Source organism: Halomonas sp. A29 (assembly GCF_046723295.1).
Taxonomy (GTDB): Bacteria; Pseudomonadota; Gammaproteobacteria; order Pseudomonadales; family Halomonadaceae; genus Halomonas.
Map to the genome: position 1 here is coordinate 309,266 of NZ_JAXQPR010000002.1, position 15,427 is coordinate 324,692.

Annotated in this window: 13 protein-coding genes; 10 read left to right on the plus strand and 3 right to left on the minus strand. The window is 65.6% G+C overall.

Annotation, left to right across the window (positions count from 1 at the left end; all coding sequences use genetic code 11):
• The first annotated feature begins 15 nt into the window (after positions 1 to 15).
• Genes SPH52_RS04855 through SPH52_RS04870 form a run of 4 tightly spaced genes read left to right on the plus strand, consistent with a single transcriptional unit; the run spans position 16 to position 3,660 of the window.
• On the plus strand, positions 16 to 975 hold the full coding sequence (locus tag SPH52_RS04855) for an ABC transporter substrate-binding protein (RefSeq protein ID WP_411793863.1): 960 nt from the start codon (positions 16 to 18) through the stop codon (positions 973 to 975).
• On the plus strand, positions 969 to 1,973 hold the full coding sequence (locus tag SPH52_RS04860; RefSeq protein WP_411793864.1) for a FecCD family ABC transporter permease: 1,005 nt from the start codon (positions 969 to 971) through the stop codon (positions 1,971 to 1,973). Before SPH52_RS04855 ends, SPH52_RS04860 begins: the two co-directional genes overlap by 7 nt.
• The gene (locus SPH52_RS04865) at positions 1,970 to 3,004 is read left to right on the plus strand and encodes a FecCD family ABC transporter permease (RefSeq protein WP_411793865.1); all 1,035 of its coding nucleotides are present in this window, start codon (positions 1,970 to 1,972) and stop codon (positions 3,002 to 3,004) included. The genes SPH52_RS04860 and SPH52_RS04865 overlap by 4 nt, the downstream gene beginning before the upstream one ends.
• Before the next feature lie 32 nt (positions 3,005 to 3,036).
• On the plus strand, positions 3,037 to 3,660 hold the full coding sequence (locus SPH52_RS04870) for an RraA family protein (protein WP_411793866.1): 624 nt from the start codon (positions 3,037 to 3,039) through the stop codon (positions 3,658 to 3,660).
• Between the two features lie 72 nt (positions 3,661 to 3,732).
• On the opposite strand, the gene SPH52_RS04875 is transcribed toward SPH52_RS04870, so the two are convergent.
• Entirely contained in the window at positions 3,733 to 5,877 is a 2,145-nt protein-coding gene (locus SPH52_RS04875) for a TonB-dependent receptor (protein ID WP_411793867.1), read from the minus strand.
• Between the two features lie 232 nt (positions 5,878 to 6,109).
• On the opposite strand from SPH52_RS04875, the gene SPH52_RS04880 reads away from it, so the two are divergent.
• Positions 6,110 to 8,176 carry a TonB-dependent siderophore receptor gene (locus SPH52_RS04880; protein WP_411793868.1) on the plus strand — a complete coding sequence of 689 codons (2,067 nt, stop codon included), beginning with the start codon at positions 6,110 to 6,112 and terminating at the stop codon, positions 8,174 to 8,176.
• A gap of 85 nt (positions 8,177 to 8,261) precedes the next feature.
• Here the strand turns inward: SPH52_RS04880 and SPH52_RS04885 are convergent, their stop codons facing one another.
• Together SPH52_RS04885 and SPH52_RS04890 are read right to left on the minus strand one after the other, a co-directional pair.
• Positions 8,262 to 10,364, minus strand: a complete 2,103-nt coding sequence (locus SPH52_RS04885; RefSeq protein ID WP_411793869.1) for a TonB-dependent siderophore receptor — start codon at positions 10,362 to 10,364, stop codon at positions 8,262 to 8,264.
• A gap of 100 nt (positions 10,365 to 10,464) precedes the next feature.
• Positions 10,465 to 11,403 (minus strand): helix-turn-helix transcriptional regulator, encoded by a 939-nt coding sequence (locus SPH52_RS04890; protein ID WP_411793870.1) that lies wholly within the window; start codon positions 11,401 to 11,403, stop codon positions 10,465 to 10,467.
• A 196-nt stretch (positions 11,404 to 11,599) separates the two neighbouring features.
• Here SPH52_RS04890 and SPH52_RS04895 point away from each other — a divergent pair, with 196 nt between their 5' ends.
• The 5 genes from SPH52_RS04895 to SPH52_RS04915 are packed head-to-tail and all read left to right on the plus strand — an operon-like array spanning position 11,600 to position 15,427.
• The gene (locus SPH52_RS04895) at positions 11,600 to 12,373 is read left to right on the plus strand and encodes a DUF3450 domain-containing protein (RefSeq protein WP_411793871.1); all 774 of its coding nucleotides are present in this window, start codon (positions 11,600 to 11,602) and stop codon (positions 12,371 to 12,373) included.
• Positions 12,370 to 13,743, plus strand: a complete 1,374-nt coding sequence (locus tag SPH52_RS04900; protein ID WP_411793872.1) for a MotA/TolQ/ExbB proton channel family protein — start codon at positions 12,370 to 12,372, stop codon at positions 13,741 to 13,743. The genes SPH52_RS04895 and SPH52_RS04900 overlap by 4 nt, the downstream gene beginning before the upstream one ends.
• The gene (locus SPH52_RS04905) at positions 13,727 to 14,260 is read left to right on the plus strand and encodes a MotA/TolQ/ExbB proton channel family protein (RefSeq protein ID WP_411793873.1); all 534 of its coding nucleotides are present in this window, start codon (positions 13,727 to 13,729) and stop codon (positions 14,258 to 14,260) included. The genes SPH52_RS04900 and SPH52_RS04905 overlap by 17 nt, the downstream gene beginning before the upstream one ends.
• Positions 14,253 to 14,660, plus strand: coding sequence for an ExbD/TolR family protein (locus SPH52_RS04910; RefSeq protein ID WP_411793874.1), 408 nt, complete (start codon positions 14,253 to 14,255; stop codon positions 14,658 to 14,660). The genes SPH52_RS04905 and SPH52_RS04910 overlap by 8 nt, the downstream gene beginning before the upstream one ends.
• Positions 14,657 to 15,427 (plus strand): energy transducer TonB, encoded by a 771-nt coding sequence (locus SPH52_RS04915; RefSeq protein WP_411793875.1) that lies wholly within the window; start codon positions 14,657 to 14,659, stop codon positions 15,425 to 15,427. Before SPH52_RS04910 ends, SPH52_RS04915 begins: the two co-directional genes overlap by 4 nt.

Sequence of the window (15,427 nt, forward strand, 5' to 3'; positions counted from 1 at the left end):
TGACGAATGATTCTCATGCTCTTCTTGTGCACCTGCCGTCGCGTCATCGTCCTGCTGTTGACGGGCTGCCTGACCCTGACGGCCCATGCCGAGGTAACACGCAGTGTCGGGCACGCCTTGGGTGAGGCACGCATCGAGGAGCGGCCCCAGCGCATCGTGACGCTCTATCAGGGCGCCACGGATACCGCACTGGCGCTGGGACTCGAACCGGTCGGGGTGGTCGAGTCGTGGCTCGAGCGCCCCATGTATCGCTACCTGCGCGACGAGCTGCCTGGGGAAGTGCGTTACCTGGGGCTGGAGACCCAGCCGGACCTGGAGGCGGTGGCGGGGCTCACGCCCGACCTGATCGTTGGCGCCCGCTATCGCCATGCCGGGGTTTACCCGCTGCTGTCGCGTATCGCGCCTACGGTGATTGCCGATAGCGCCCATGATTTCGAGTCCATGCTCGAGCTGATGGGCGAGGCGACCGGTCGCGAGGCCGAGGCTCGTGCATTGCTCGCCGACTGGCGGGCACGGGTGGCCGACTTTCGCTGCCGCGCCGAGGCCCGGCTGGGCGATGCCTGGCCTCAGCGGGTCTCGGTGGTCAGCTTCCGTGGCGACCACGTGCGTCTCTACTACGATGGCTTTGCCCGCGGTGTCCTCGATGAGTTGGGATTCCTGCGTCCGGCAGGGCAGCAGGGCAGTGGCTGGGGCATCAAGCTGGTCAGCCGTGAAACCCTGCCGGCCCTGGATGCCGATGCGATCTTCGTGTTCATGCGCGACGATGCGGCGGTGGCCGAGCTGCATCGCGAGTGGACGACGCATCCACTATGGCGACGCCTGGAGGCGGTCGAGCGGGAGCGGGTCTATTACGTCGACCCGGTGATCTGGAGCATGGGCGCCGGCATCCTGGCCGCCCATCGTCTGCTGGACGAGCTTTACGATCACTACGAGCTGCGCGATGCCGTGCGTCAAGGGGAGGGAGGGGCATGCTGACCACTCCCTCGGCCAGGCTGCTTGGATTGATGGCAGGGATACTGTTGGCGATTGCCGCCGGCCTGGCCAGCCTTGCCCTGGGCGCCACTGCGATTGCGCCGGCCACCCTGGTGGAGGCCTTTCTCGCGCCCGACCCCGGGTCGGTGCAGCACCTGATCCTGCGTACCGAACGCCTGCCTCGCGCGCTGATCGCCGCCGTGGTGGGGGCCAGCCTGGCGGTGGCCGGCGCCCTGATGCAGACCCTGACGCGCAACGCTCTGGCGGCGCCGAGCATCCTCGGCATCAACGCCGGAGCCATGTGCTTCGTGGTGGTGGCGAGCAGTCTCTTCGCCCTGCGCTCGCCCATGGCGCTGGCCTGGGTGGCCTTCCTCGGTGCCCTGGTGGCGGCACTGCTGGTCGCGCTGCTGGGGCGAAGCCGCGATGGCGGCTTCTCGCCGGTGCGGGTGGTGCTGGGCGGGGTGGCGGTCACGGCCTTGTTCGTCTCGCTGGCCCAGGGGCTCTTGATCGTCGACCAGGAGGGCTTCGAGAGCCTGCTGCTGTGGCTGGCGGGTTCGGTGGCGGGGCGCAGCCTGGACATGCTGATGCCGCTGCTGCCGTTCTTCCTGGCTGCCGCCGCTGTCTGCCTGCTGCTGGTGCGCCAGCTCAACCTGCTGGTGCTGGATGACGAGGTGGTCAAGGGACTGGGCCAGCGCACCGGCCGGGTCAGGCTTCTGGCGGGAGCCGTGGTCATCGTGCTGGCGGGAAGTTCGGTGGCGCTGGCCGGCATGATCGGCTTCGTCGGGCTGATCGTTCCGCACATGGTGCGCGCCCTGTTCGGCCGCGACCATCGCTGGGTGCTGCCCGGCTGTGCCCTGCTCGGTGCCGGCTTGCTGTTGGGTGCCGACACCCTGGCGCGCTTCCTCATGCCACCCCAGGAGGTACCGGTGGGGGTGATGACGGCGCTGCTAGGGACGCCGTTCTTTCTCTATCTCGCACGCCGCCGGAGCCTGGTCCCATGAGCCACCCCGTTCTCCTGCGCACTGCCGATGGCAGATTCTCCCTGCGCCTGGAGCGCTGCACCCTGGGGGTGACGCTGCTGTTGACCCTGGCGCTCGCGGCCAGTGTCCTGGCCTCGCTGAGCCTGGGCAGCCAGGCGACATCGCCTGGAGCGGTGCTGGAAGCGCTGCTGGTCCCCGAGCGCAGCGACATCGCTCTGATCGTCCATGAGATCCGCCTGCCCCGGGTGGTGCTGGCGATCCTCGTCGGTGCCTGCCTGGGGGTGGCCGGGCTGCTGCTACAGGGGCTGGTGCGCAATCCACTGGCCTCGCCGGATGTGATCGGTATTACCGGCGGGGCTTCGCTGGCGGCGGTCGGCTTCCTAGCACTGGGCGGCACGGCACTGGGGGAGGCCTGGCTGCCCCTGGCGGCACTGGGCGGCGCTCTGCTGGTGGCGCTGGCCATCATCGCCCTGACCGGGCGTGGGGTGACCTCGGCACGCTTGGTATTGATCGGCATCGGCATGGCCGCAGCGCTCGGTGCTGGCACCACGCTGGTGTTGGTGCTCAGCACCGATACCACGGCCATGCAGGCCTATGTATGGCTGACCGGAAGCCTCTACGCCGCCCAGTGGCGGGAGGTGGCAGGACTGGCCCCATGGGCGCTGGTGGGATTGCCCCTGGCACTGGTGCTGGCGCGACGCCTGGATGTCATGGCGCTGGGCGACGAACTGGCCGTTGGGCTCGGCACGGCGTTGCAGGGCAGCCGCCTGGCCCTGCTGCTGCTGGCCGTGGCGCTGGCCGGTGCAGCGGTGGCGTTTGCCGGTGGGCTGAGCTTCGTTGGCCTGCTCGCTCCGCATATCGCACGGCGGCTGGCGGTACGCGGCCATACCGGCATGGTACCTGTTACCGCCCTTATCGGTGCGCTGATCGTGCTGCATGCCGACTTGCTCGGTCGGGTCGCCTTCCTGCCCCGGGACCTGCCGGCGGGTATCTTCGTCGCCGGTATCGGCGCGCCGTTCTTCGTCTATCTGCTGTATCGCTGGCGCAGCTGAGCGCCAGCCGTCAATGACAAGGAGTCTCGCCCATGTTCGCCATTCGTTCCCGGGTGAGGGGCATTTCGCCCGAGCTGCTGGACCGCTACCGCGAGGTGGCGACTTCCACCCTGGGTCACTTCACCGACATCGGCGCCATCACCGACCTTACGCCGCTGCGCCGCCCTACACGGCTGCTGGGCAGCGCCCTGACGGTGCGTATCCCGCATCTCGATGGCAGCGTGATCCGCGAGGCGCTGAAAATGGCCGAGCCGGGGGACGTGCTGGTGATCGACGTTGCCGGAGACGAGCGGCGCGCCTGCTGGGGTGAGCTGCGCAGCTATGCGGCATTGCGCAAGGGGGTGGCCGGTGTGGTGACCTCGGGGCGGGTGACCGACACGGCCGAACTCGCAAGGCTGAGGTTGCCCATATATTCGCGTGGTCCAAGCTCGCTGACCACGCGCGCCCTCGAGCTGGAAGGGGAGGTCAACGTGGCGGTGGCCATCGATGGCGTGGCGATCTCTCCCGGCGACCTGATCGTCGGCGATGACGACGGCCTCTACGCGCTGACTCCCGAGCGCGCCGAGGCACTGCTGGCACCCGCGCTCGACAAACAGGCACGGGAGGCGGCGCGTCGGCAGGAAGCCATGGCGTCGAATCCCGAGTGGTGGCGCTGAGGAGAGGCAACGAAAAAACGGCGCCCGAGGACGCCGTCAAGCAGTAAGCCAGGTCCGCTTCGGGACGAGGAATCAGAAGTCCAACTGGTAGCCGATCGTGAAGGTGCGGCCACGGCCAGCAAAGTACTGGTCGTCGCCTGGGCGAGCGGTCTGTGAATAATAGGTGATGTATTCCCTGTCGGTGAGGTTCTCGACCCCCAGGGAGAGCTGACCCATGGGTAGACGATAGCCGAGCGAGGCGTCGACCAGGGTATAACCGTCGAAACGGCGCAGGTCGGGATCTTCCTGATCGTTGAAGTTTCGATCGAAGAAGTGGCTCGCCTGGAGGTGGGTAGAGAGATCGTCGCTCCAACTGGCACTCCAGCCCAGGGTGAGACGCTCGGGGGCGATATTGAGGCCGGTCAGCTCGGTATCGACCCGGCCGTCGCCGGTGGTATCGGACTTGCCGCGGCTGCGGGCATAGGCGACGCGCAGGCCATGCTCGTCGGTCAGGTCGAATTCGCCTGCAAGCTCCACACCGCGGATTTCTGTCTTCTCGCGACTGCCCACGAACACCCCGCTGTCGTCCTGCACGAGGCGTTCCCCCAGGTCGGAGTCCGACTCGTAGTAGCTCAGCTCGAGGCGAGTGCGCCCCCAGTCGAAGCGGGTGCCGACCTCGCGGTTGTCGGTAATGATGGGGCTCAGCTCCAGCAGGGTATCGATGGATTGACCTTCGCTATTGACCGCGCGTAGTACCCGTCCCACGTCGGGCATACCGAAACCTTCCGAGTAGTTGGCGAACAGCTGAGCCCAGTCGGTGGCCTGATAGACCAGGCCGAAGTTGTACAGCGTTTCGTCGAAGCTCGGCTTGCCGCCTTCCACGGTTACGCCATCCTGCCGGACATCGTTGCGGGCGAGGGTCTGGTAGGTGTCGACGTCGAGCTGGGCATGTTCGTAGCGAACGCCGGCGTGTAGCGTCAGCGGCTCGAACACTTGCAGCGAGCCCTGCAGGAAGGCTGCGGCATTGCGGAACTGGGTCTCGGGCACATAGCTGCGGTCGGTCTGCACCAGCCGCTGCTGGGTGTCGTCCTGCAGCAGGTCGATGCCGGTGGCCAGCGACACGCGATCGTCGAACAGGTCGCTGCGGCTCAAGGTGAACTTGGCGCCCAGCTTGTCCGATTCGTTGCGGCTCTGATCGAGCCGAGCATTGCCCTGGGCGTCCTGGTACGGGAAGGCGGAGGGGTGCGGACCGAACTGGGCGCGAAAACGCTGGTGATAGACCTTGGCGTCCAGCTCGTTGCCGAACCAGTCGCCGTGCCGGTAGGTGAGCTGCGCGGTGGTGGATTCGTTGTAGGAGGCTTCTCCATCCGGTGTGCCACGCTCGGCGCTGGTCGGGACCTCGTTTGCCCTGTTTCCCACTACCGGCACGTATTCGTTGTTGCCCTCCAGCTCGAAGCGGTTGAGGGAGAATTCCAGGCTCTGGTCGTCGTCGATCCAATAGCCGAGCTTGGCGAAGAGGTCGTAGCTGGTCGAATCCTGGATCTCGCCCTGGATCGGGTCGATGCCGATGTTGCGTCCGCCGCCATCGCGGAAGAGCCCCTGCTGCTGGCGCGTAATACCGCCGAGGAAGTCCCAATCGCCTTGCTGGGCACTGAGGCGATATCCCAGCCGGTGGCCGAAGCCTTCGGAGTCGAGCTTGTCGTCGAAGGTGATCTCGGTGGAAGCATGGTGATTGACGCCGCCACCCTCGGCGCGCTTGGTGACGAAGTTGATGATGCCGCCGGTGGCACCCAGGCCGTGCTCGGCGCTGGCGCCATGGATCACTTCGATTCGCTCGACCATGTCCAGGTCGATGGTGTAGCTCTCGCGAGAACTGTCGCGAATGGGCGTGGATTGCGGTACGCCATCGATCATGTAGAGCGGGGTGCGGCCACGAAACGTTTCGCCGGAATTGGTCATCTTCTGGCGGCTGGGCGAGTAGCCGGGGATGAGGTTGCCCAGGATCTGGCCGCGGTCGCGGGTAACGGCAAGCTGCTGTTCGATCTGCTCGCGAGTGATGACGGTGACCTTCTGGGGCGTTTCGCCGGCTTGGCTGCGGTTACGGGTTGCGGTCACCACCAATGGCGAGAGATCGGGTGAGGCGGTGGCTTCGTCATTGGCCTGGGCGAAGGCCAAACCCGGCAGGGCGGAGCCGAGCATCACCGGCGCCAGCCAGGCGATAGGCGTCTTGTGGGTCATGGAAGGTCTTTCCCTTGCTTGGTGTTGGGCTTTCGAGTCGTCTCAGCGAAGACCATGCAGAGCTGTGCTCAAGCAGAATAACGATAATGGTTTGCATTTTATTTTTCAAACGACAAAGAGGCGCGTATGGGTTTTAATGCTGTTCGTTATTCATTGTTATTGAGATGTGACTGTCGTGCAGTGCTGCAGTTCGACCGTCCCTTCTCCACCAAGCGCTCAGAGGGCACCTCTCATGTCCAACATTCACTCCTGTGCTCAGCCGACTACACTGGCTGAGGCGATACGACTCGCACTCGGCCTCACGCTAGGGGGTGCGCTGCTCGGCGTGACGCCGCAGGCGTTTGCCGAGGAGACCCTGGAAGGGGATACCCTCGTAGTCGTCGGGACGGCCCTGAAAGTGGCTTCGCCACTGGTCGAGACGCCGCGTCCCGTCTCCCTGGTCGACCGGCAGGAACTCGAGACGCGTAACGTACAGCAGCTCGACGAGACCTTCCGCTACCGAGCCGGTGTGCTCTCCGGTCATTACGGATCGGACAACGACACCGACTGGTTCAAGATCCGAGGCTTCGACCACTCCACCTATCTGGATGGGCTGCGCCTCTATCGTGAGGGGTTCTACCAGTGGCTGCCCGAGCCGTATGGCCTGGAGAGGGTAGAGGTGTTCAAGGGGCCCTCGTCGATCCTCTACGGTGAAGCTCCTCCCGGAGGGTTGATCAACGCGGTCAGCAAGCGCCCCACTGACGAGCCCCAGGGGCGCTTCGACCTGCAACTCGGCAACCGTGACCACCGTCAGGTCGGCATCGACAGCTCGGGGCCGCTCTCGGCGTCGGGCGACGTGCGCTATCGGCTGGTGGGAACCTGGAAGGAACGTGACGGCGATCTCGATCACACGAACAGCGAACGTTACTATTTCGCCCCCAGTCTGGCGGTGGATCTCACCGAGGCCACCACCCTGACGCTGCTCGCCAGCCTTCAGCGGGACGATGGGGTTCCCACCAATCCGTTCAAGCTGGCCTACGGCACCCTTCAGGACACACCCTTTGGCAAGGTGGCGCGCTCGACCAACCTGAGCGAGCCGGGCTACGACACCAACGAGCGCACCCAGCGCATGCTGGGCTACGAGCTGGAGCATCGCTTCGGCGACACATGGCGCTTCGAGCAAAACCTGCGCTACAGCGAACTGGATTTGCTGTTGCGAAGCACCTATGCCTTGTTCATGCAGGATGATCGCCATGCCGTTCGCGGTCATATCCATCGCGACGGTGAGATCGACAGCCTGACGATGGACAACCGCTTTATCGGCGACTGGTACGGTGAGCGCCTCGAACACACCTTGCTGCTCGGCGTGGATTACCAGGACCTGCAGCTACGTGGCCGCGAAGCCGATCCGTTTCCGTTCGGCGAACCCATTGACATCTTCGCGCCCGACTATGGCAACTTCACGCCGCTCGACGAGAGCGAGCGCATCGAGCGTCATATCGACAAGCGTCAGACCGGCTTATATGCCCAGAGCCAGCTGAGGCTGGACGACCGCTGGGTGCTGCTCGGTGGCGTACGCCACGACCAGGCCGAGACCGACAACGTCAACCGGACCACGGGCCAGGCTCAGCGCTCCGATGACAATCAGCTCTCCTGGTCGGGCGGTGTCATGTACCTGGGTCAGGGTGGGGTGCATCCTTACCTGAGCTATACCGAGTCTTTCGATCCCTTGGCTCGCGTCGATGACAGCGGCGGGCTTTACGAGCCGCGTGAGGGCGAGCAGTGGGAACTGGGCGTGAAGGTGGCACCTCCGAGCTGGGATGGCTACGTGACGGCGGCGCTGTTCGATCTCAGCGAGAACAATACTCTGGTCACATCACCGGCTGGCTTCCAAGTGCAGGAAGGGGAGCGGCGTTCGCGTGGCTTCGAGCTGGAGGGCAGCGGTTATCTCACCGATCACCTGCGGCTCACGGCGGCTTACACCTACACCGATGCCCGCCTGGAAGACGACAGCCGCGCCGCGCTCATTCCTCGTCACCAAGCCTCGACCTGGTTCGACTACGTCTTCTCCGAAGGGGAGTTGGGCGGGCTGCAACTGGGTGCTGGCATACGCCATGTGGGTTCGAGCGTCGACGGGGGACTCAAGGTACCTGACTACTCGGTGGTCGATGCCATGGTCCGCTATGATCTCGACGATCATTGGCGCGTCCAGCTCAACGTCAACAACGTTGCCGATGAAACCTATGTGGCCTCCTGCGACTACTGGTGCTACTACGGTGAGTCGCGCAGCGTGATCGGCAGCCTCACCTATCGCTGGTAAGGCTTTCTTCACGCCTGATGTTTTCAATGACGGACGCCCGGCCTGGAGCCGGGCGTTTGCGTCATGGCGAGATTGCTATGGGGCGTCAGAAAGCGTAGCTCAGCGTGCCGAGCACTCCGCGTTCGGCGCCGAAATAACAGAACTCGAGCGAGTTGCACGAGGCGACGTACTCCTCGTCGGTGAGGTTTGTGACGTTGAGGCGTGCGCTCATGCCATCGAGACCGAGTCGGCCAAGATCATAGCCCAGGGTGGCGTCGACCAGCGTGTATGACGGCAGCTCGGCGGTGTTGGCCCGGTCGGCCTGGATGCCGGCGTAGTGGCGTATTCCTAATCCGGCATCGAGCCCGGTGAGCAAGCCCGAATCGAAGGCGTAATGCCCCCACAGGCTGGCCAGGTGGCGCGGCGCGTAGATGGCGCGGTTGCCTTCGTTGCCATCGTCGCTGCGCTTGTAGGTGATGTCGGTATAGCTGTAGGTCGCCTGCAGGCTCAGGTTGTCACTCAGGTGGGTATGGGCCTCGAGTTCCAGGCCCTTGGATTCGATCTCGCCTACGGCGCGGTAGGGGTCGGTGGGCTGCTCCTTGGTCGCCACGTTCTCCTGGTTGATCTGGAACAGGGCCACGCTGTAGCGATCCTGCGTGCCCGCCGGCTGAAATTTCAGGCCGGTCTCGATCTGTCGGCCCTCCATCGGCGGCAGCAGGTCGCCTTCGGCGTCGACAAAGCTCGTCGGGGTGAAGGCGGTGGAGTAGCTGATGTAGGGGGCGATGCCGTTGTCGAACAGATAGAGCAGACCGGCGCGGCCGCTGAACTGGGTATCGTCGAGGGTGCTGGTGTCACCGCTGTCGCGGTTGGTGTTGGCGATGTCGACCCAATCGTAGCGTCCACCCAGGGTCAGGCGCCAGTTGCCCATAGCCATCTGGTCCTGCAGGTAGATGCCGGTCTGCCTGAGCTCGTGATCCTCCCGTAGAGGGGCATACATCTCGATCGGCTCGGCGCCGTACTGTGGATCGAAGGCATCGATGTTGGGGAACAGGCCCGAGGGCCATGCCACGCGATTGTCGCGGCGCTGGTAGTCGGCGCCGACCAGTACGGTATGGTCAATGAAACCGCTGGCGAGACGGGCCTCTAGCTGGTTGTCCACGGTCCAGGCCTCCAGCGACTCGTCGGCACCGGAGTAATAGCGAGTCAATTCGCCGTCACTGCCGGGCGCCCAGCCGTAGGCGTAGACCTGGTTGAGCACCACATTCGAATTGAGATAGTTCAGGCGCTGCCGGCCCGTCCAGGCTTCGCTGAAGCGATGCTCCAGCTCGTAGCCCAACATGCGTTGGGTGCGCTGATAGCGGTCGTACTCGTCCTCGCCCTCGAAGAAGCCATTGGAAATGCGCCGGCCGTTGCGGTCCACCACGGTGCCCTCATAGGGCAGCCCGGCATGATAGCCGCCTTCTGGGTCCTGCTGCAGGTAGGCCTTGAGCGTCAGGCTGGTGGCGTCGCTCACGTCCCAGGTCAGCGAGGGGGCGATGGCGTAGCGCTCCTCCTCGGCGGGGCCGAACTGGGTATCGGCGGCACTCGCCAGGCCCACGATGCGGTAGGCGACGCGCTGCTGCTCTCCCAGCGGACCCGTCACGTCGAAGGCGGCGCTGCGCTGGGCGTTGTTGCCTGCAGTAAGACGTAGCTCGCCGCCTTGCTGGAACTGCGGGCGCTTGCTGGTGAGGGCGACGACACCGCCCGGTGAGGCCTGGCCATAGAGTACCGACGCCGGCCCGCGCACCACCTCGATGCTGTCGAGAAACCAGGGATCGACCGTCAACGAGCTGTGCGAGTTGGTGTCGCCCATCAGCTTGAGGCCGTCGAGGAAGGCATTGCTCAGGCTGCCGTCGGAGAAGCCCCGCAGCACCAGGTAGTCGAAGCGGTTGGAGGCGCCAACCTGATTGGTGAAGACGCCGGGGCTGTAGTCCAGGGCACGCTGAACGGTGCGTGCACCACGCGCTTCCCACGTGTCACGCTCGATGCTGGAAGTGGCTTGAGGCGTTTCGTTGAAGGGCGTTTCGGTCTTGGTAGCGGCCTGGCCGGTGACGGTCAGGGTTTCCAGCGCATCGGCTCGTGCGGGCTGAGTCTGCTGAGCCTGGGCGTTGGCCACGACAAGGGAGGACACGAGCGAGATGGCCAGTGCCAGTGGATGAGATGTTGGCATGGTGATTCCTCTGCGGAATGGTCTCATTGGGTAATGAGAATTATTCCTCTACAAGGTGCCTCCGTCCTCTGCCGAATGCTCGGCTTTCTCTGCATGGCGCTCAGTCTGCGTGGCGCAGGGAACTTGGCGGATAGCCGTAGCGTTGGCGGAAGGCCGTAGAGAAGTTGTTGGCATGCTGATAACCGGAGCACTGAGCGGCGCGTTCGATACCGTGACCTTGCAGCAACAGCTCGTGGGCGAGTGCGAGGCGGCGGTCGCGCAGGTAGTCGAAGACGCTGCATCCGTAGGCCGCCTGGAACTTGCGGCGCAAGCTGGCGGGGCTCATGGCAGCAAGCTCGGCCAGGGCCGCCAGGCTGTGCGAGCGTGCCGGGAAAGCCTGCAACTGCTCGCGGACTCGTTCCAGGCGTTGCCACTCGCTCGGTGAGAACTGCGCTGTGGATGCATCCAGCCCGGACGGCAAGCCGTGGGCCAATAGCTGCAGTGCAAGCCCTTGCCATTGCAGACTGGCTGTCGCGCCGCTCAGCGGGGAGGCGAGGGCCTGTTCCAGTGCTTGTTGCAAGTAGCTGGGCAGTGGCCAGGCATGCAGGTGCGAGCCATGCTGAGGCGGTTTGCCGCCAAGCGCTTCGGCCAGGCGTGATGCGTCCAGAGCCAGGGTCAAGGCGCGTATGCGCTGGTTGGGCAGCTGCGTGGCCTGAAGACCTTCGCGGTCGTCCAATCGCAGGCTCAAGGCCGTGCCGGAGGTAAGGACAAGACGCTGCCCGCCCAAGCCGATCTCCGCAGTTCCTTCGAGCATGACGATGATCGACAGGGGACTGGGCCGCAGCGAACGTGAGTCGTAGCGTTGCAGCACCTCGATATCCGAGGCGACCAACTGCATGCCGGTTGCCGGCACAAGCTCGAGGATGCGCCCACGAAGTACGGCCTGCCCAGCGGCATTCGAAGACAGGGAGGGGAAGCGGTAGTCGATGCCGTAGCGTTCGCCGTAGGCCCGGAGGTCGCAGGAAGTATGCTGGCAAGTGGCTGCAGCAATCAGCGGCATGGCGCTATCTTGGGCTCTGGATGAAGGTTCGACGGATGTCGCTCAGCTTGTCATTTGAATCTAAATGATAAGAATTATCAAGTTTGAGTGGTAATCTGATCATTGATAACGGTTATCATTTATGGCATCGTCTTGCGCTCCGCCCAAATGGGCGAGACCGCATTTTCATCGAAGTCTTTTTGCCGGGAGTTCGCACGTGAGAACGTTTCGTCATCCATGCCTTTGGGTAGGCCTCCTCTGGCTGGGGTTGGTCATCTCGGCGGTAGCCGACCCCATGCTGCAGCAGGAGGCGAGAGAGGCCCAGCGCAGCCAGGCCGAGCTGCAGGCACGCATCGACGCCGCCGATGACGAGACGCGCGCGATGCTCGAAGAGCTACGCGAGCTGGAGCGCACCGAGCGCCGCCTGACACGCGACGGCGCCGAGCTCGCCCCGCGTCTCGAACGCCAGGCCGAGACCCTCGACCGCCGTGAGGTGGCACTGGATACGCTGGAGGAAACCCGTGAGGCCCTGCCGGTACTGCAAGAGCGCTTGATCGAGCGGCTTGCCCAATGGGTCGACAGCGACATGCCGTTCCTGCGTGAGGAGCGTCAGGCGCGAGTCGCCAGCCTGCGCTCTCAAGCCGGCGAACTCTCTACCGCCGAGCGCTGGGAGCGTATCGTCGAAGCCTGGCGTACCGAGCTGGAATACGGGCGCGAAGTCGATGCCTGGCGCGGCTATCTCGGCGAAGGCGATTCGCGCCGCGAGGTGGACTACCTGCGACTGGGACGCGTGGGCTTCTACTATCTCACTCCCGACGGGCGCGCCGGACGTGTCTGGCAGGCCGATACGGGTAGCTGGGCACCCCTGGACGAAGCTCAGCGCCGTGAGGTGCGCAACGGCCTGCGTATTGCCCGTGATCGCCGTTCCCCCGAGCTTCTTACGCTGCCCATTTCACAGCCGCTGGAACGGGCCGAGGAGGGCGACGCATGAAAGCGCCACGTTACTTTATCGGTGTGGCCATTGCCGCACTCTTGGCGGTTCCGGTCATGGTCCAGGCCCAGTCCGAGCCGTTGACCACCTTGCGTGCCGAACGCGAAGCCGCCGAGGCCCGCGACCGGGCGCGGCTGGCCGAGCTGATCGAGGATCGCGACGCCCTGGAGGCCGCCCTGGAGGAGGCCCGCGCCGCCCACGAGCGGGCCGAGACCCGCTACGCCGAGCTGCAGGTCGAGGCACAGGCGTTGAGCGAGCGCCAGGCCGAGATCGAAGCTCGCCAGCAGGAGCAGGGGGGCGACCTCGAGGCCGTGCTTGCTTCACTGGCCCGTCACAGCGGTGAACTGCGCGACACCCTGGCCGATAGTTGGGTGGCGATGCAGGATGCCAGCCTGCCTCCGCGGCTGGACGATGCCGAGGTGCTCGAACTCGGGCACCTGGAAGCCTTTGCCGACCGCCTGGTGGCCTTGACCGTCGATACGGGAAGGGTGGTCCGCTTCGAGGCGCCGGTAGCCTCGGCCAGTGGAGAACTTGCCCCGCGTGAGGTCGTACGGCTAGGCGATTTCGCCGCCTTTACCGAGGGCCACCTGCTGCGCCGTGGTGCCGATGACGAAACCCTGGCGGTGGTCGAGCGCACGCCGCGTGAGGTAGCCACCACTCTTGCCTCCTTCCATGCCGGTGAGTCCCGCTCGCTGGCCCTCGACCCCACTCGCGGCCAGGTCATTTCGGCGCTGGCTCAGCGTCCGAGCTTGATCGAGCGCTTCCATCAGGGCGGGGCGGTCGGCTACGTGGTGGTCGGGCTGGGGGGCATTGGCCTGTTGGTCGCCCTGCTGCAGTACGCCTACCTGCTGCGCGTCAGCCTGGCCATGCGCCGTCAGCTGCGCGATCTCGCCACGCTGCGCGAGGACAACCCGCTCGGAAGAGTGCTGCTGCGCTTCCGGGCGCTGCACGACGATCCTGTACCGGAAGCGCTGGAGGCTCGTCTCGACGAAGCCGTGCTGGCCGAGCTGCCGCGTCTCGAGCGCGGCCAGCCGCTGGTCAAGCTGCTGGCTGCGGTGGCGCCGCTGCTGGGGCTGCTGGGCACCGTGACCGGCATGATCGTGACCTTCCAGGCGATTACTGTCTTCGGCACCGGCGATCCGCAAATGATGGCGGGCGGCATCAGCCAGGCACTGGTGACCACGGTGCTGGGCCTCATCACCGCCGTACCGCTATTGTTCGCCCATACCGCACTGGCGGGCCGCAGTCGCCACCTGGCGGGCCTGGTCGAGGGACAGGCCAGTGCCGCCCTGGCCGAGCAGCTCGAGCATCGTCCGCATGGACCCGATGGCGTCACCGGGAGCGCGCGTCGCGATGCCGCCATGGTTTGAACCGCTGGAGCGCCTGGTCGAGGCGGGCGGCTCGGTACTGGTCGTCATCGCCCTGGTGGCAATGCTGCTGTTCAGCCTGGCGCTGGAGCGAGTGTGGTATTTCCGCCTGACCTACCGCCGGGCCAGGCGTGCCCTGATCGAGCGCTGGGCAGCACGCCAGGATCACCTGAGCTGGAGTGCGTTGACACTGCGCGAGGTCTGGACGCGCGAGCTGATCTGGCGGCTGCGTCGTCCGCTGCCATGGCTCAAGCTGCTGGTGGCGCTGTGCCCGTTGCTCGGCTTGCTGGGAACCGTGACCGGCATGATCGCCGTCTTCGACAGCCTGGCGATGACCGATACCAGCCAGGCCCGTGCCATGGCCGATGGTGTGGCACGGGCCACCCTGCCGACGCTGACCGGCATGGCGGTGGCGGTGGTAGGACTGCTTTTCACCAGCCGCCTCGAGCACATCATTCGACGCGAGGACCAGCGGCTGCACGACCGCCTGGCCCGCGCCGTGGAGGATAACGATGCGTAGACGCCGTGTAGGCGCCGATGACGGCGAAGCCAGCGAAGTCAACCTGACGCCGATGCTGGACGTCGTCTTCATCATGCTGATTTTCTTCATCGTCACCACCAGCTTCATCAAGGAGAGCGGGGTGGAGATCGAGAGGCCCGAGTCCAGCGCCGCCACGCCGAGGCCGGACGCTCAGGTGATGGTCGCCATCACGCCTGAAGGAGCGGTATGGGTCGATGGCCGCGCGGTAGACCTGCACCGTGTCGGTGGTGAGGTTGCCGGGCTGGTGAGCGAGGATGGCTCGGTAGTGATCCAGGCCGATCGCGACTCCACCACCGGCCTGCTGATCGAGGTGATGGACCGCATCCGCGAGGCCGGCGTGGAGCAGGTCGCAGTGGCTGCCAGCCGGAGCCGGCCGTGACGCGTATTCCCTTCTCCTCGCTGGGCGGGGTGGCGCTGGCACTACTGCTGTTCTGGCTGCTGGCGCTGCTGGTCACGCCACCGGAGGAGGAGTTCGACGTGGTCGACGTCAGCATGACGATGAACATGGTCGAGGCTCCGGAACCGGTGCAGGAGGAAATGGCCGAGCCCAGCGCCGAGCCGCCACCGCCTGCAGAAGCAGCACCGCCGCCCCAGCCGGAGCCACTGCCGCCGCTGGAGAGTTCCATCACGATGCCGGAGCCCGAGCTTCCGCCGGAGCCGATGGAACCGCTGGAATTCGACGCCAGTCTACCGGAGCTCGCCGAGGCACGGCCTGAGCCGCCCCCCGAACCAACCCCTGAGCCGCGGCCCGAGCCGACTCCGAAACCGGCTCCCGAGCCGGCGCCGACTCCCGAGCCGAGCCCGTCATCCTCGGCACAGAGCGCTGCCTCCGCATCAGGGCCGGCGGCTGAGCAGGCGGCACCGGCAGAGCAGGGTCCGGTAGACGTGGGCGAGATTGCGCCGACCAGTCGCGTGCCGCCGGAGTATCCGTCGCGGGCCCAGCGGCGCGGCCTCGAAGGTCACGTGGAGCTGCAGTTCCTGATTAATCCCGACGGCAGTGTCGATCGTTCGTCCATTCGTGTGGTCGAGTCGCAGCCGCGCAATGTCTTCGACTCGGCCGCCGAGCAGGCCGTGGCGCGCTGGCAGTTCGAGCCGGCCAACGGCGTGCGCCGCGCTCGCCAGCGCCTCGAGTTCCAGTTGAGGTGA